Origin of the sequence: Streptomyces sp. NPDC005799, assembly GCF_040630525.1 — a bacterium.
Classification (GTDB): domain Bacteria; phylum Actinomycetota; class Actinomycetes; order Streptomycetales; family Streptomycetaceae; genus Streptomyces; species Streptomyces griseorubiginosus_B.
The window spans coordinates 57,380-73,427 of the sequence record NZ_JBEXXQ010000026.1 but is presented as its reverse complement, the minus strand read 5'-3'; the positions used below and the strand labels follow the sequence as shown (position 1 = coordinate 73,427).

The 16,048-nt window shown below is 72.3% G+C and carries 16 protein-coding genes; 7 read left to right on the top strand and 9 right to left on the bottom strand.

All coding sequences use genetic code 11. The features are described from left to right. Nucleotides 1–7 precede the first annotated feature (7 nt). Nucleotides 8–1,150 carry an acyl-CoA dehydrogenase family protein gene (locus ABZ453_RS25195; protein WP_356766595.1) on the bottom strand — a complete coding sequence of 381 codons (1,143 nt, stop codon included), beginning with the start codon at nt 1,148–1,150 and terminating at the stop codon, nt 8–10. A 100-nt stretch (nt 1,151–1,250) separates the two neighbouring features. On the opposite strand from ABZ453_RS25195, the gene ABZ453_RS25190 reads away from it, so the two are divergent. Genes ABZ453_RS25190 through ABZ453_RS25165 form a run of 6 tightly spaced genes read left to right on the top strand, consistent with a single transcriptional unit; the run spans nt 1,251 to nt 6,602 of the window. Further along, nucleotides 1,251–2,006: a 3-oxoacyl-ACP reductase family protein gene (locus tag ABZ453_RS25190; RefSeq protein WP_208778146.1), complete on the top strand. Its 756-nt coding sequence runs from the start codon at nt 1,251–1,253 to the stop codon at nt 2,004–2,006. Nucleotide 2,007: 1 nt separating this feature from the next. After that, nucleotides 2,008–2,787 (top strand): enoyl-CoA hydratase/isomerase family protein, encoded by a 780-nt coding sequence (locus ABZ453_RS25185; protein WP_359017919.1) that lies wholly within the window; start codon nt 2,008–2,010, stop codon nt 2,785–2,787. A 27-nt stretch (nt 2,788–2,814) separates the two neighbouring features. Next, complete coding sequence (locus tag ABZ453_RS25180; protein ID WP_359017917.1) at nt 2,815–3,969, top strand: CoA transferase; 1,155 nt, start codon at nt 2,815–2,817, stop codon at nt 3,967–3,969. 34 nt (nt 3,970–4,003) lie between these two features. After that, nucleotides 4,004–4,915: an SDR family NAD(P)-dependent oxidoreductase gene (locus ABZ453_RS25175; RefSeq protein ID WP_359017915.1), complete on the top strand. Its 912-nt coding sequence runs from the start codon at nt 4,004–4,006 to the stop codon at nt 4,913–4,915. Further along, nucleotides 4,912–5,430 carry a DoxX family protein gene (locus ABZ453_RS25170; RefSeq protein ID WP_359017913.1) on the top strand — a complete coding sequence of 173 codons (519 nt, stop codon included), beginning with the start codon at nt 4,912–4,914 and terminating at the stop codon, nt 5,428–5,430. Before ABZ453_RS25175 ends, ABZ453_RS25170 begins: the two co-directional genes overlap by 4 nt. A 14-nt stretch (nt 5,431–5,444) precedes the next feature. Beyond that, on the top strand, nt 5,445–6,602 hold the full coding sequence (locus ABZ453_RS25165; protein WP_359017911.1) for an acyl-CoA dehydrogenase family protein: 1,158 nt from the start codon (nt 5,445–5,447) through the stop codon (nt 6,600–6,602). A 747-nt stretch (nt 6,603–7,349) separates the two neighbouring features. Here ABZ453_RS25165 and ABZ453_RS25160 read toward each other — a convergent pair. The 8 genes from ABZ453_RS25160 to ABZ453_RS25125 form a co-directional block, all read right to left on the bottom strand. Continuing rightward, the gene (locus ABZ453_RS25160; protein WP_359017909.1) at nt 7,350–7,787 is read right to left on the bottom strand and encodes a glutaredoxin domain-containing protein; all 438 of its coding nucleotides are present in this window, start codon (nt 7,785–7,787) and stop codon (nt 7,350–7,352) included. 103 nt (nt 7,788–7,890) lie between these two features. Further along, nucleotides 7,891–9,006 (bottom strand): acyl-CoA dehydrogenase family protein, encoded by a 1,116-nt coding sequence (locus ABZ453_RS25155; RefSeq protein WP_359017907.1) that lies wholly within the window; start codon nt 9,004–9,006, stop codon nt 7,891–7,893. Further along, the gene (locus ABZ453_RS25150; RefSeq protein WP_359017906.1) at nt 9,003–10,226 is read right to left on the bottom strand and encodes an acyl-CoA dehydrogenase family protein; all 1,224 of its coding nucleotides are present in this window, start codon (nt 10,224–10,226) and stop codon (nt 9,003–9,005) included. The genes ABZ453_RS25155 and ABZ453_RS25150 overlap by 4 nt, the downstream gene beginning before the upstream one ends. A 16-nt stretch (nt 10,227–10,242) precedes the next feature. Then, nucleotides 10,243–11,391: a thiolase family protein gene (locus tag ABZ453_RS25145; protein WP_359017904.1), complete on the bottom strand. Its 1,149-nt coding sequence runs from the start codon at nt 11,389–11,391 to the stop codon at nt 10,243–10,245. Then, complete coding sequence (locus ABZ453_RS25140) at nt 11,388–11,831, bottom strand: OB-fold domain-containing protein (RefSeq protein ID WP_359017902.1); 444 nt, start codon at nt 11,829–11,831, stop codon at nt 11,388–11,390. Before ABZ453_RS25140 ends, ABZ453_RS25145 begins: the two co-directional genes overlap by 4 nt. Nucleotide 11,832: 1 nt before the next feature. Then, a complete protein-coding gene (locus ABZ453_RS25135; RefSeq protein ID WP_359017900.1) occupies nt 11,833–12,744 on the bottom strand; it encodes an SDR family oxidoreductase in 912 nt (303 codons plus the stop codon). Between the two features lie 14 nt (nt 12,745–12,758). Next, a complete protein-coding gene (locus ABZ453_RS25130) occupies nt 12,759–13,478 on the bottom strand; it encodes a hypothetical protein (RefSeq protein ID WP_359017898.1) in 720 nt (239 codons plus the stop codon). After that, complete coding sequence (locus tag ABZ453_RS25125; protein WP_359017896.1) at nt 13,478–14,800, bottom strand: phenylacetate--CoA ligase family protein; 1,323 nt, start codon at nt 14,798–14,800, stop codon at nt 13,478–13,480. The genes ABZ453_RS25130 and ABZ453_RS25125 overlap by 1 nt, the downstream gene beginning before the upstream one ends. A gap of 158 nt (nt 14,801–14,958) precedes the next feature. Here ABZ453_RS25125 and ABZ453_RS25120 point away from each other — a divergent pair, with 158 nt between their 5' ends. Further along, the gene (locus ABZ453_RS25120; protein WP_359017895.1) at nt 14,959–16,038 is read left to right on the top strand and encodes an amidohydrolase family protein; all 1,080 of its coding nucleotides are present in this window, start codon (nt 14,959–14,961) and stop codon (nt 16,036–16,038) included. Nucleotides 16,039–16,048: the final 10 nt, after the last annotated feature.

The window sequence follows — 16,048 nt, the reverse complement described above, 5'->3', positions numbered from 1 at the left end:
GCCGGTGTCACAGACCCAGCGAGCGGCCGACGATCTCCTGCATGATCTCCGAGGTGCCGCCGAACACCCGCTGCACCCGGCTGTCGCGCCAGATGCGGGCGATCTCGTACTCGTTGACGTAGCCGTAGCCGCCGAAGAGCTGCATGCAGCGGTCGATGACCGCCCAGCCGGTCTCCGTGGTCCAGTACTTGGCCGCGGCGGCCTCCTCGGCCGTCAACTCGCCCTGGACCAGGGCCATGATGCAGCCGTCGACATAGACCCGGGCGGCGGCGAGCTTCGCCTTGATGTCCGCGAGGGCGAACCGGTTGGCCTGGAACTCGCCGATCGGCCGGCCGAAGGCGGTGCGGGTCCTGGCGTACTCAAGAGTCACGTCGAAGGCCCGTTGCGCGGAGGCGAGCGCGGCGACGGCGATGGCGAGCCGCTCGGTGGGGAGGTTGCCCATCATGTGGTAGAAACCGCGCCCCTCCTGCCCGATCAGGTTCTCGGCGGGGACGCGCACCTCGTGGAAGAAAAGTTCGGCGGTGTCCTGGGCCTTCATCCCGACCTTGTCGAGCTTGCGTCCGCGCTCGAAGCCCTCGGCGCCGCGCTCGACGACGATCAGACTGATGCCCTTGTGCCCGGCCGCGGGGTCGGTCTTGCAGGCGACGATGACGAGGTCGGCGAGGATGCCGTTGGTGATGAAGGTCTTGGAGCCGTCGATCACCCACTCGTCGCCGTCCCGGCGGGCGGTGGTGCGGATGCCCTTGAGGTCGGATCCGGCGGCCGGCTCGGACAGGGCGAGCGCGCAGATGGTCTCGCCGGCGATCACCCCGGGCAGCCAGCGCGCCTTCTGCTCCTCGGTGGTGAGGTTCATGAGGTAGGGCGGTACGACGTCGTTCTGCAGGCCGAGCCCGATGCCGACGGCGCCGGTGGCGGCCATCTCCTCCGCCATGATGGCGTTGTAGCGGAAGTCGCGGACGCCCTGCCCGCCGTACTCCTCCGGGAACTCCCAGCCGATCAGTCCGGCCTTGCCCGCCGCCGCCCACGCGGCCCGGCCGACCTGCCCCTCGCGCTCCCACTCCGCGCTGTACGGGACACATTCCCGCAGGTAGTAGGAGCGGGCGGTCTCGCGGAACAGGTCGTGCTCCTCGGCGAAGATCGTACGGCGCATCTCGACTCCACTCCTGCGTGTCACATACCCTGCATCTCGCTTATTTAGCTGAAGTAGTTATACGATAGCGCTGTTTTCGGAGCCGGGACAGGGAGGGCGCGTGAGCGTACGGGACAAGGTGGCGCTCGTCACCGGAGCGGGGCGTGGCATCGGCGAGGCGATCGCCGACCGGCTCGCCGACCGGGGAGCCGCGGTCGCCGTCTGCGACCTGGACCCCGAGGCCGCGGGCAAGGTGGCGGCGCGGCTCGCGGAGCGCTACGGGGTGCGCGCGGCCGGAGTCGGCGCGGACATCTCCGACCGCTCGGCCGTGCACGCGGCCGTGGAGCGGGTGGCGGCCGAACTCGGCCCGGTGGACGTGCTGGTGAACAACGCGGCCGTGGACGTCATCGGCCGGTTCGTGGACAGCGACGAGGAGACCTGGGACCGCATCATCGCGGTCAACCTGCGCGGGACGATCACCATGACCCGGGCGGTGCTCGACTCGATGATCGAACGCGGCGGCGGCCGGATCGTGCACATCGCCTCGGACGCCGGCCGGGTCGGTTCCTCCGGCGAGGTCGTGTACTCCGCGACGAAGGGCGGTGTCATCGCCTTCGGCAAGGCGCTGGCCCGCGAGGTCGCCCGGCACGGCATCACCGTCAACAGCGTCTGCCCCGGGCCGACCGACACCGCACTGCTCGGGCAGGTCGCCGAGTACAGCCGGAAGATGTACGACGCGACCGTGCGGGCCATTCCGCTGCGCCGCGTCGCCCAGCCCGCCGAGATCGCCGGCGTGGTGGCCTTCCTCGCGTCCGACGACGCCGCCTACATGACCGGGCAGACGCTCTCGGTCAGCGGCGGCCTGACGATGGTCTGAGGTGACCGCCGTGCTGCGTGTCGAACTACGGGACCACATCGCCGTGTTGACACTGGACCGGCCGGAACGGCTCAATGCCGTCGGCTCGGAGACCGTGGACCGGCTCACCCGCGCACTCGAGGGGATACGCGACAACGACGACGTACGCGCCCTCGTCGTGACCGGAGCCGGCCGCGCCTTCTCGGCCGGTGCCGACCTCGGCGAGATCGAGTCCTTCACCTCCCCCGGGCAGTTCCGGGCCTTCGTGGGGCGGCTGACTCGGGCGTTCGCGCTCCTGGAGGACTTCCCCAAGCCGTCGGTCGCGGCCGTCCACGGGTTCGCCTTCGGCGGCGGTCTGGAGCTGGCGCTCGCCTGCGACCTGCGGGTGGCCGAGCGCGGGACGCGTCTGGGGCTGCCCGAGATGAAGCTGGGCGTGCTGCCGGGCGCGGGCGGCACGCAGCGGCTCCCGCGTCTGCTGCCGACGGCGGTCGCCAAGCAGATGATCCTCACCGGGGAACCGATCGACGCGGAGCGCGCCTGGCAGCTGGGGCTGGTCAACGAGCTGGCCGAACCCGGCGGAGCGCTCGCCGCCGCCGAGAAGCTGGCCGGCGGTCTGACGGCCGGGGCACCGCTCGCGCTCGCCGCGGGCAAGCGGCTGATCGACCAGGGGCTCGCCATGAGCCTCGAGACCGCGATCGCCTACGAGCGGGAGACCGTCTCGGTGCTCTTCTGCACCGAGGACCGCATCGAGGGACTCAAGGCCTTCCGCGAGCGCCGGCCCGGCGCGTTCCGCGGCGTGTAGGCCTACCGACACACCTGGAGGTGGGCCGTGCGGCCACTGGAAGGCATTTCCGTCGTCGAGCTCGGCATGTGGGTGGCCGCACCGGCCGCCGCCACCATGCTGGCCGACTGGGGCGCCGACGTGATCAAGGTGGAGGCACCCACCGGCGACCCCAACCGCTACACGCTGCGGCACGTCGGCCAGGACATCGACAGCGCGCCCCCGTTCGAGACCGACAACCGCGGCAAGCGCGGCATCGTCCTCGACCTGCGCTCCGAGGACGGCAGAGCGGTCCTGGAGCGGCTGCTGGAGCGCGCCGACGTCTTCGTCACCAACCTCCGGCCCGGTGCCCTGGAGCGGCTGGGGCTGGACCCGGAGGAGTTGCGGGAGCGCCATCGCCGACTGGTCGTCGGCACGCTGACGGGCTACGGCTGGGCGGGCGCCGAGCGCGACCGGGCCGGTTACGACGTCTCCGCCTTCTGGGCCCGGCCGGGCATCGCCGCCATGCTCAACCCGGCCGGCGAGCCGCCGCCCGGCATCCGCCCCGGCCTCGGCGACCGTACGGCCGCCGCCAACCTGGTCGCCGGTGTGCTCGCCGCGCTGCTGCGCCGCGAACGCACCGGCGAGGGCGGCGTGGTGGACGTGTCGCTGCTGCGGTCCGGGACGTACGCGAACGGCAACGACCTCGCCCTGCAGAACTTCTTCGGCAAGCGTGGGCGCACCCGCCCCCGCACCGAGCACGAGTCGCCGCTCTACAACTGCTACCAGGCCGCCGACGACCGCTGGTTCTGGCTGGTCGGTCTGGAGGGTGGCCGGCACTGGCCCGGCGTGGTCAAGGCGCTCGGCCGGGAGGACCTGTCGGAGGACGAACGGTTCGCCACCGGCAAGGCCCGGCGGGGCCATGTACGGGAGCTGATCGCCGTGTTCGACGAGGAGTTCGCCAAGCGGCCGCTGGAGGAGTGGGCGGCGCGGTTCGACGCCGAGGGCGTGTGGTGGGCACCCGTGCAGACCCTCGCCGAGGTGTCCGCCGACCCGCAGGCGGAGGCCGTGGGGGCGTTCGTCGAGCAGCCCGGCATGGGCGACGCGCCGCCCCTGCGCACGGTGGCGACCCCGGTGCGCTTCTGGGGCGTGGACGAGAAGCCGCGCACGGGCGCGCCCACGCTCGGCGAGCACACCGACGACGTACTGCGCGAACTCGACTGACCCGACACATCAGCTCTTCTTCTGGAGGTACGGCGTGGGCATCCTCGACGACAAGGTCGCCATCGTGACCGGCGGTGGCCGGGGGCTGGGCCGGGCGCACTGTCTGGCGCTCGCCGAGGCCGGGGCGACCGTGGTGGTCAACGACCTCGGCTCGGGCGTGCACGGCGAGCGGACCGGGGACTCCCCCGCCGACGACGTGGTCGCGGAGATCACCAAGCTGGGCGGCCGGGCGGTCGCCAACCACGCCTCGGTCACCGACTGGGCGGCCACGGAGGCGATGGTGGCGGACACGGTCGCGGAGTTCGGCCGGCTGGACGTCGTCGTCAACAACGCGGGCATCGTGCGCGACCGGATGCTGTTCTCGATGACCGAGGCCGAGTTCGACTCGGTGATCGCGGTGCATCTCAAGGGCACCTTCGCCCTCACCCGGCACGCGTGCGCGTACTGGCGCGAGGCGTCCAAGCGGGGTGAGCGCGTCACCGGCCGGATCATCAACACCACGTCCGGAACAGGGCTGTTCGGCAACCAGGGGCAGTCCAACTACGGTGCCGCGAAGGCCGGGATAGCCGGGCTGACCGTGCTCACGGCCCTGGAGATGCGCAAGTACGGCGTCACCGCGAACGCCATCTCGCCCATCGCGGCCACCCGGATGACGGACGGGCTCGAGGTCGGCGCGTCCCTCGCGGCCACCGACGGTTTCGACCCGCGCGATCCCGCCAACGCATCCGGGGTCGTCGTCTACCTCGCCTCCGACAGCGCGGCCTGGCTGACCGGGCAGGTCCTGCGCATCGAGGGCAACCGGCTGAACCGGCTGACGGGCTGGACCGTCGCCGCGGTCCACCCCAGCCGGTCGGGACAGGCCCTCACGTACGACGAACTCGTGGACGCCGTACCGCAGTTGTACGGTGTCTCACCCGCGGGCCGGGCCACGGGGGCAGGCCAGTGAAAGGCCATGACGCCGCCGCGCTCGTCCTCCGGGCCACCCTCGGCCCCATGCTCTTCGCCCACGGCTGGAACAAGGTCGCGGGGCCGGGCGGGCTGGAGGGCACGACAGGCTGGTTCGAGGCGCTCGGCCTACGGCCGGCGGCCGTGCACGCCCGGATGGCGGCCGGGACCGAGATGGCGGCGGGCGTGGGCATCGCCCTCGGCGCGGCGGGCCCCCTGCCCGCGGCGGCGGCCGTCGGACTGATGACCGTCGCGGCCCGGACCGACCACCGCGGCAAGGGTTTCTTCGTGTTCAAGGGCGGCTGGGAGTACGTCGGCGTGGTGGGCGGCGCGGCCGTCGCCCTGGCGGCACTCGGCCACGGCCGGTACTCCCTCGACGGGCTGCTGCACCGCGAACGGGCGGGCGCGGGACCGGCGTTGCTCGCCGCCGGACTCGGCACGGCGAGCGCGGCGGCCCTGCTGGCGGCCTGCTACCGGCCGCGGCGGAAGCCGGACGAGACACAAACGGATCACTAGGTAAGGGAGTCGACATGGACGCGGCTGACTTCAGCGCGGTGCTGTCCGAGGTCCGGCGTTTCGTCCGGGAACGCGTCGTGCCGCTCGAGGCGGAGATCGACGAGAAGGACGAGATGCCCGCGGACATCCGCGAGGCGGCGAAGAAGATGGGGCTGTTCGGCTTCGCGCTGCCCGAGGAGTACGGCGGGCTGGGTCTGTCGATGCACGAAGAGGCCCGGCTGATGTTCGAACTGGGCTACACCACACCGTCGTTGCGCTCCATGTTCGGGACGAACAACGGTATCGCCGGGCACGTCCTGATGGTCGGCGGCACGGAGGAACAGAAGGCCGAGTGGCTGCCGCGGATCGCCTCCGGCGAGGTCCTGGCGTCGTTCGCGCTCACCGAACCCGAGGCAGGGTCCGACCCGTCGACGCTGACCACCCGCGCCCATCTCGACGGAGACACCTGGGTGATCAACGGCGCCAAGCGGTACATCACCAACGCCCCGCTCGCCGACGTCTTCATGGTCTTCGCCCGCACCGACCCCGACGCCCCGCGCACCCGGGGCATCTCCACCTTCCTCGTCCCCGCCGGTACGCCGGGTCTGACGGTGGCCGCCCGGGACCACAAGATGGGCCAGTTCGGGGCCTGGACCGCGGACGTGTACTTCGACGACGTACGCGTCCCGGCCTCCGCGCTGGTCGGCGGTGAGGCCGGGCTCAACCGGGGCTTCTCCACGGCCATGGGCTGCATCGCGCACGGCCGCGTCCACATCTCGGCGCTGATGGTCGGCATGGCGGAGCGGCTGGTCGACGAGTCGGTCGCGTACGCGAGCACCCGCAGGCAGTCCGGACAGCTCATCGGCTCCTTCCAGCTCGTCCAGGGCCTCATCGCCGACTCGCAGACCGACTACTACACCGGCCGGGCCACGGTCCTGGAGGCGGCGAGCGCCTTCGACGCGGGGACCGACACCAAGATCGGCCCGTCCTGCGCGAAGTACTTCGCCAGCGAGATGGTCTGGCGGGTCGCCGACCGGGCGGTGCAGATCCACGGCGGCGCGGGCTACATGCGCGGTGTCGCCGTGGAGCGCTTCTACCGCGACGCGCGCCTGTTCCGCATCTACGAGGGCACCAGCCAGATCCAGCAGGTCATCATCGCGAAGGCCCTACTGGGCGAGGCGGCCCGCGGCTGACCTGACGCCGGCAGCCACGAGGCCGCGCGGTCACCGACACACGGCTGACCCGAACCCGCGGCCCCGCAGCCACGCGGGCGCGCGGCCCCCTGGCTGAACCGGACCCGCGGCCTCGCGGCCTCGCGGCCACCCGGCACCCGGCACCCGGCACCCGGCACCCGGCACGCAGCACGCAGCACGCAGCACGCAGCACGCAGCACGCAGCTGAACCGGACCCGCAGCCTCGCGGTCACTCGGCACCCGGCTGAACCGGACCTGCGGCCTGGCAGGCGCGCAGGCACGCGGGCACGCGGGCACGCGGGCAACCCGGCCACGCGGTCACCCGACATGCGGTTGACCCGGACCCGCGGCCACTCGGCACCCGGCACCCGGCACCGGCACCGGCACGCAGCACCCGGCTGAACCGGACCCGCGGCCTCGCGGCCTCGCGGCCACCCGGCACCCGGCACGCAGCACGCAGCACGCAGCACGCAGCACGCAGCACGCAGCACGCAGCTGAACCGGACCCGCAGCCTCGCGGTCACTCGGCACCCGGCTGAACCGGACCTGCGGCCTGGCAGGCGCGCAGGCACGCGGGCACGCGGGCAACCCGGCCACGCGGTCACCCGACATGCGGCTGACCCGGACCCGCGGCCACCCGGCACCGGCACCGGCACCGGCACGCAGCACCCGGCTGACCCGGACCCGCGGCCTCGCGGCCACCCGGCTGAACCGGACCCGCGGCCTCGCGGGCATCCGGCCTCGCCGTCACGCGGGGTGGGAGAGCTGTTCGCGTACCCACGCGGGGTCGGGATTGACGTGGGGCCGGCCGGCCACGACGACGGTCGGCACGGTTTCGTTGCCGTCGTTGACCGCCCGCACCGCCGCCGCGCCCTCGGGGTCGCGCCAGATGTCGACCCAGTGCGCCCGGCGGGCCCGGCGGCCCAGGCGCATGCGCAGCCGGAGGCAGTAGGCGCAGCCCGGCCGCCAGTAGACGACCGGCCGGCCGTCGGTCGCGCTCCGGCGCAGCGCCTCCACCGCTCCGACCGACCTGGGGAAGACGAGGGGCGAGTTCACCCCCGCGAGCAGGACGAACGCCAGCAGGAGTACGCCGGCCGTAGCAGGGGTTCCCTCGAGGAGTGCCCCGACCGCGAGGCCCGTGCCGCAGAGCAGGAACAGGATCGGCGGGAGCCAGACACGCGTCATGGGAACGAAGGCTATGCGAGGAGCCGGAACGTGCCACGGACGGGGTCGTCGAGAGGGCCCCGGGGACGTCCGAAGCCCCGGGGCCCTCTCCACAGCTCGATCGTCAGATGCCGAGCCGGTCCAGGAGGCGTTCGTGGTAGATCGCCGGTCCACCGAAGAGCAGTTGGGAGGACTTCGCCCGGCGAAAGTACAGATGCGCCGGGTGTTCCCAGGTGAAGCCGATGCCGCCGTGGACCTGGATGTTCTCCATGGCGGCAATCATGTACGCCTTGGAGCAGCTCGCGTGGGCGACCGCCGAGGCCACGGGGAAGTCGGCGGAGCCCTCGGCGGCCAGCAGCGCGGCCTCCCGTGACGCGGCCTCGGCGAGTTCGACCTGGACCAGCATGTCCGCGCACTTGTGCTTGACCGCCTGGAAGGAGCCGATCGGCCGGCCGAACTGGTGCCGGGTGCGGGCGTACTCCGCGCTCATCTCCAGGCACCGGCGCGCCCCGCCCGCCTGCTCCGCGGCCAGCCCCACCGACGCCACGTCCAGGACCCGGGCCATGACACGCCCGCCCGCCCCGTCCGTGCCCACGAGCACCGCGGGCACGGCGTCGAAGGTCAGCCGGGCCATGGCCCTGGTGGCGTCCAGGGTGGTGAGCGGCTCCGCGGACAGACCCGGCGCCGACCGGTCGAGCGCGAAAAGGGACGGACCTGCGACCGTGCGGGCGACGACCAGGACCAGGTCCGCCGTGGTGCCGTCGATCACGAAGCACTTGCGGCCGGTCAGCCGCCAGCCGCCGTCCCCGTCGGGCCGTGCGCGCACGGTGATCAGGGCGGGGTCCCAGGAGCCGTCGTCCTCGGCGACGGCGAGGGTGGCCGTGGTGCGGCCGTCGGCGATGCCCGGCAGATGGCGGGCGCAGGCGTCCCGGTCGCCGGAGGCCAGCAGCGCCTGGGCGGCCAGCAGGACGGTGGAGAAGAAGGGCGCGCAGAACAGGGCGCGGCCCATCTCCTCCAGGACCACGCCGAGTTCGACGAGGCCGAAGCCGTCGCCGCCGTACTCCTCGGGGATGGCCAGCCCCGGCAGCCGTAGCTGGTCGGACGCCTGGGCCCACACCTCGGGGTCGAAGCGCGGCTCGCTGTCCATGAGCTTGCGCACGGCCTCTTCCGCTGACTTGGCCTCCAAGAACTCCCTCACGGATGACCGCAGTTCCTTCAGCCCGCTGTCGTCGGCGATCATGCGCGTGCCTCCTTCGGCAGGCCGAGGACACGTTCCGCGAGGATGTTCTTCATGATCTCCTCGGTGCCTCCGAGGATGCGCAACGCCGGGGTGGCCAGCAGGAGTTCGGCCCAGGAGTACGTCCCCCAGCGCCCGGTGTCGGCGATGATGCGCGGGCCGAGGCACTCGGAGACGAAGTGGGCGGCGCGGGTGAGGTTCTGACCGTACATCAGCTTGGCGACGGACCTCTCGGGGCCGGGGGCGGAGCCCGCTCGCAGGGTCCGCTGGGCTCGGGTGTTGAGGTACCGGGTGGCCATGGCGTCGACGAGGAGTTCGGCGAGGCGTGCGCGCAGGGCGCGGTCGTCCCAGGTCCAGGTGGCGCGCATGAGCGCCGAGAGGTGGTCCGGGGACAGGGCGGCGGCCACCGGTCCTGCGCCCTCGCTGCCGACGGTGTCGCGCTCGTTCATCAGGGTGGTCAGGGCGACCGTCCAGCCGCCGTCGACCTCGCCGAGACGGTGGTCGTCGGGGATGCGGACGTCGGTGAGGAAGACCTCGTTGAAGTCGGCGCCGCCGGTCATCTGCCGCAGGGGCCGTACCTCGACGCCCGGGGCGTCCATGGGGACGAGGAAGGCGGTGATGCCGCGGTGCTTGGGAGCGTCGGGATTGGTCCGGGTCAGCGCGAGGCCGATCTGGCTGTGGTGGGCGACCGAGGTCCACACCTTCTGCCCGTTCAGCACCCACTCCCCGCCCTCACGGACGGCCCGGGTCGCCACGCTCGCCAGGTCGGACCCTGCGCCGGGCTCGCTGAACAGCTGGCAGGCGATGGCGTCCCCGCGGTACATCGCGGGCAACCAGCGCTCCTTGATGTGGGGCTGGGCGTGGGCGAGGATCGTCGGTCCGATCATGCCGAGTCCGACCACGCCGAGCACGCCGGTGTCCGGGACGTCGTACTCGGACTCGACGGACGCGTAGAGCAGTTCGTGGACGGGGGTCAGGCCCCGGCCGCCGTACTCGGGCGGGCCGGTGATCCAGCCGAAGCCGTTCTCGTGGCGGACGCGCTGCCAGGCGCGGGCCCGCCGCACCTGTTCCGCCTCCTCCTCGGGCGGGAGGCTGCTGAAGTAGGCCATCGAGTCGTCGCCCTCGCCCCAGGCGACGGTGGCGCGGTCGGGGGCCTTCGCCGCGTGCGCGTCGAGGAAGCGGCGCGCCTCGGCGGCGAAGTCCTGCGGGTCGTCGGATGTCATCGCGTTCGCTCCGCTGTCAGGTCGACAGGATCGTCACCGCCGACGCGCCCGGCGCGCCGTACAGGTGGGTGTAGCCGACGCGGGGGGTGCCGGGGATCTGCCGGGTCCCGGCGGTGCCGCGCAGTTGGAGGACGATCTCGTGGATCTGGCGCAGTCCGGACGCGCCGATCGGTTCCCCGTTGCCGAGCAGGCCGCCGTCGGTGTTGACCGGGATCCGGCCGCCGATCTCGGTCGCGCCCTCGGCGACGAGCCGTTCCTGCTCCCCGTCCTTGCACAAACCGTTCTCGGCCATGTGGATGATCTCCGACCCGGCGTCGGTGTCCTGCAGTTGAGCGACGTCGACGTCCTCCGGGCCGAGGCCCGCCAGCTCGTAGGCCGCCCGGGAGGCGTCCACGGTCGGGCTGTCGACCGGCTCGCCGACCGGGAACGACGGGCTCTGCACCTCGAAGGCGCCGAGCCGGCGGCTGCGCAGGGAGGTGGAACGGACCCGTACCGGCTTCCCGGTGTACCTGTGGGCCTGGTCGGCGCGGCACAGCACGAGTGCCGCCGCGCCCTCGTTGGGGCCGCAGTACATGAACTGGCGCAGGGGGTAGTTGAGGACCGGTGAGGCGAGAACTTCCTCCGGCGTGAGGGGAGTGCGGCGCCAGGCTTTGTCGTTCGCGGCCGCGTTGCGGAAGTTCTTCGAGGCCACGCGGGCCAGCGTCTCGTGGGATATGCCGTGCTCGTGCATATAGCGGTTGATCTTCATGCCGAAGAAGTGCGTGGTGAGGAAGAGCCCGGTCTGCCCGTACCAGGAGGGGATGCCCGCCACGGAGGGATCGGCCGCGAAGGCGCCGCGCGGGTGCTTGTCCAGGCCGATCGCGACGGTCAGGTCGTGCTCGCCGGTCTCGATGGCGCGGGCGGCCAGCGCGAGGGCGGTACCCGCCGTGGCGCACCCGTTGAACACCCCGCGCAGCGGGACGCCGGTCAGGCCGAGGCGGCCCACGATGGCGTCCGGGTTGGCGACCTCGTAGCTGCCGATGTAACCGCCCTGGATCTGCGGCCAGTTCACGCCGGCGTCGGCGAGCGCGAGCCGTACCGCGTCCGCGCCCATGTCGAGTGCCGGCTTGCCGGGGAAGCGGCCGAAGGGGTGGAGCCCGACTCCGATGATGACGGCCTCGGTCACGGTGTCTCCTCCTCGGCCGGGGCGAACGCGAACGTGACGACCTCGGTGCCGTCGTCCTGGGTGGTGTAGGGCACGAGCGTGAGCCGCATGGGCTGCCCGATGCGCAGCTTGCCGGGGTCGGGTTCGGTGAGGCGTGCCTCCACCAGCAGCTCGCCGGGGAGTTCGACGTAACCGACGGCGTAGGGCTCGAAGCTCTCGGGGCCGTCGTACGGCGGGGACGGCGGGCGGAAGTCCTGGGTGGTGTACGTCCACAGCGTGCCGCGGTCGGCGAGCAGCCGGCGCTTCGACTCCGTGCTCGCGCACCGCACACAGTCCGGGGCGGCCGGGAAGCTGACCAGGCCGCAGTCCGCGCACTCGGAGCCGATGAGCCGGGGCGGGTCGTCGGGGCCGGCCGGCCAGGTGAACAGGCCCTCGGCGACCGGGGTTTGCGTCGTCGTCATCTCACGCCCCGTTCCGGTTGCCGAGCGCGTCGGCGTTGGGCGCGGCCTTGGCGACCAGGTTCGGGACGACCGAGGACAGCTCCTCGGGTGTCCAGCGGGTCTCGGCGCTCACGCCGGGGCCGTTGACCCAGCCCTCCAGCACGGTGATGCGGTTGCCGACGACGCCGAAGACCCGGCCGGTGACCTCGCGCGAGGCCGCCGAGCCCAGCCACACCACGAGCGGCGAGATGGCCTCCGGGGTGAGGTCCTGGCTCTCGGCGGCCTGCCGCATCATCTCGATGTCCTCGGTCAGCCGGGTGAGCGCGGTCGGCGCGATGGCGTTCACCGTGACGCCGTAGCGGGCGAGTTCGGCGGCGGCGATGATCGTGAGGCTCGCGATGCCGGCCTTGGCCGAGCCGTAGTTGGACTGTCCGGGGTTGCCGAAGATGCCGGACGGAGAGGTCGTGTTGATCACCCGGGCGTCGTTGGCGTGACCGGCCTTGGCACGCTCGCGCCAGTACGCGGCCGCGTGGTGCAGGGTGGCGAAGCTGCCCTTGAGATGGACGGCGAGCACGCTGTCCCAGTCCTGCTCGGTCATCGACACGATCATCCGGTCGCGCAGGATGCCGGCGTTGTTGACCAGGACGTCCAGGCCGCCGTAGGTGTCCACGGCGTGCCGGACCAGGTGGCCGGCGCCGTCCCAGGTGGAGATGTCGTCGGTGTTGGCGACGGCCTCGCCGCCCGCCGCGACGATCTCGTCCACCACGGCCTGCGCGGGGCCGGCCGAGGCTCCGGCGCCGTCGCGCCCGCCGCCGAGGTCGTTGACCACGACCCTGGCCCCGTGCGCGGCGAAGGCCAGGGCATGGGCCCGGCCGATGCCGTTGCCGGCTCCGGTGACGACCACGACTCGGCCGTCGACCACTTCTTCGGACATCCTCAACTCCTCGATCAGGAAGGCCGGTCGGTCTCGGCGAGCAGCACGCGCGGGTCCTCGCTGCCGCAGCCGCACCGGCCGGAGAGGACCCTGCCCGCGATGCCGAGCGGGGTCTCGGGCAGGGGCGATGTGCGCTGCTCCCCCGCGGCCACGAACAGTTCCCCGTCGCGGTCGCCCACCCGCCATTCGGCGCCGTTGACATGCGCGCCGCCGCGCTCGGGGCACTCCAGGGCGAGGGCGGGTCCGACGGGCGAGAGCAGACAGGCGGACACGCCCACCGCCCGCAGCACCGGCACGGCGGCCGGCCGGGCCAGCACGACCGGTGTCGCCCGGAACATCTCGCCGATGTCGGCGCCCCCGGCGAGGCCCTCCAGGGTCTCGGCGGACAGACCGATCACGGCGTGCGGGCGCAGCTCGCGGTGGAAGACGGAGGTACGGCGGTGGTCCCAGCCCATCGCCTCGGCGATGCCGTACGTCACCTTCAGCGCCCGCAGGGCGCCGATCACGGCGTGGCCCCAGAAGCCCTCGAAGCCGGACGCGGTCAGCAGGGCCCGCTGTCCGGGGGCGAGGCCGTGCTGGCGCAGGCGGGCGGTGGCCCAGTCGGTGTCCCGGGCGAGTTCGGCCCGGGTCAGCTCGGTCTCCCGGGTGCCCCCGGCGGCCAAGAAGCGCACCACGTAGGCGAGTTCGGGGCGGTCGAGCTCCCTCGCCCGGGTCAGGGTGTCGGCGCGGGCCATCAGCTCTTCACCACCCGGGGGAACTTGGCGACGCTGGTCATGGTCTTCAACAGGTCCTCCTCGGGGCGCAGGTCGAGCACCGGTTTGACCCCGGTGCGTTCGCGCACGGCCTCGGTCAGCCGGCCGGACAGCGCGTCGACGTCGCCGGTGAGCGAGGGGTCGTAGCCGACGCGCAGCCGCAGTTCGTCGACCTCGCGGCTCTCGCGGACGATCTGGAAGACCCCGGCGACGGTCTCCGGCTGGTCCTCGACCGCCTGCCAGACGTCCCGCAGCACCACGGACCGCCCCCGGACCACCGTCTCGTCACCGCGTCGGCCGGCCACCCACATCCGGGCGTGGGTACGGCCGCAGCCGCAGGTCTCCCCGGACAGCCGGACCAGGTCCTCGCTGCGGTAACGGATCAGCGGGGCGGCCCGGTTGTCCAGGTCGGTGGCGACCAGTTCGCCGAGCTCGCCCTCGGGGACGTCGTGCCAGCCGTCCTCGGTCACCTCGACGCACTCCGCGAAGACGGTGTCCTCCCAGAGGTGGAAGCCGTCGTGCTCGCGGCACTCCCAGGCGGTGCCGGTGTCGGCGGCGCTGGTGTACTCGTAGACGTCGATGCCCCAGTCGTTGCGGATGCGCTCGCGCATCCGCCGGCTCAGCGGCTGTCCGGCGCAGGAGGCGCCCTTGAGGGAGGAGAAGGCCTCCTTCAGGTCCGTCTTCTCCGCCAGGTGTTCCAGCTCCACCATCTGCGGATACATCATCTGCAGATAGGCCGGCCGGTAGGTGCGCAGCGCCTCGACGACCTCGTGCATCTTCCCCATCCAGGTGTCCACCTCGATCACCACGGCGCCGAGCGCCTGGTAGCCGGGGTCCATGAGGTTGCGGAAGGTGCCGGGCGGACTCAGCACCCGGTCGCCGGGGCGGAGGCCGAGTTCCCACAGGTCCCGCACCTGGGCGGTGACCAGTGGCGGGGCGTCCTGCCAGATCTCGGCGAAGAACTCCGGGTCGCCGGTGGTGCCCGAGCTGGAGGACACCGACGTCAGCTCCTCGGGCGGCACGCACAGCAGACCGCCGAAGGGGTCGCCGGTGCGGGCCCGGTAGGCGCGCACCATGTCCTTGGTGATGAACGGGACGCGTGCCCGGAAGTCCTCGAGGGACGTGACGTCCCGCGGGTGGACCCCGTGCTCGTCCCACAGCTCGCGGTAGAAGGCCGAGCCCGCGTAGGCGTACTCGACGAGCTCCAGGACTCGTTCCTCCTGCCGTGCCCGCAGTTCCTCGCGGGGCATGGTCTCCACCTGGGGCTCGAAGTACCTGTCAGCGGTGTCGCTGTCACCGGCCATGGCGCCTCCTCGCGGCTCAGTGCCCAGATCTTGCAGCTATTAGCGCAATCAGTCAACTATTTCGACGGATTCAACCGGAAGGTCGGCACCGCCTTCCCTTCGGCGCCCCATACACCTAAAATCGCTAACTGATTACATCCATTGTGTCGAGGAGTGTCATGACGAAGATCTGGGTCAACTCCGGGGACTCCCATGTGATGGAACCCGCCGACGTGTGGACCGAGCGGCTGCCCGCGCGGCTCGGCGCCCGGGCCCCGCGCAGCGAGCGCGGGGAGAAGTACGAGATGCTCTACATCGACGGCGAGCGCATCGACCGCCAGCTCGGCGACTTCATGGACGCCATGCGCCCGCCGGGCGCCTGGGACCTGAAGGTCCGGCTGAAGGACCTCGACCAGGAAGGCGTCTGGTCCCAACTCGCCTTCCCCTCCATGGGGTTCTGGCTCGTGTCGATCACCGACCGGGAGCTGGCCCGGGAGACCGTGCGCGCCTGGAACGACTGGGCGTACGACGAGATCCTCAGCAAGAACAAGCGCGTGATCACCACCGCCTGTGTCTCGACGGCGGACATCGGCGACGCGGTCACCGAGCTGGAGCGGGCGGCCGAGATGGGCTTCAAGGCCGTCTTCCTGCCCTGCTCGACCCGGGAGGGCGAGGAGTACGCCCTCGACCGCTGGGAACCGCTGTGGACCGCGGCCGAGCGGGCGGGCATCGTGCTCGGCTTCCACATCGGCACCGGCGGCCAGAACGTCGTCTTCCGCGGGCCCGGCGGCGCGGTCGTCAACTACATGGAGACGACCTACCCGGGCATGCGGGTGGTGTCCCACCTGGTCGCTGGCGGCGCCCTCGACCGCCACCCGGACCTGAGGATCCTCATCGCGGAGGGCGGCGCGGGCTGGGTGCCGGCCATCGGCGACCGCATGGACGAGGCCTACCGCCAGCACGGCATGTTCGTCCGGCCGAAGCTGAGCCGGCTGCCCAGCGAGATCATCCGGCAGCAGGTGTACGCGTCCTTCCAGCACGACAAGAGCTCGGTGGAGATCGTCGAGTCGACCGGCTACCGCAACGTGATGTGGGGCGACGACTACCCCCACCTGGAGGGCACCTACGGCCACACCCAGGCCACGCTGCACGACCTGTTCGACGGCGTGCCGGACGACGTCCGCGACCGTGTCACGCGCGGCACCTTCAACGAACTCTTCGGCCTGCCGGACCCGACCCCCCAGGAGGCGGCCGTCTGACCGGCGCCGG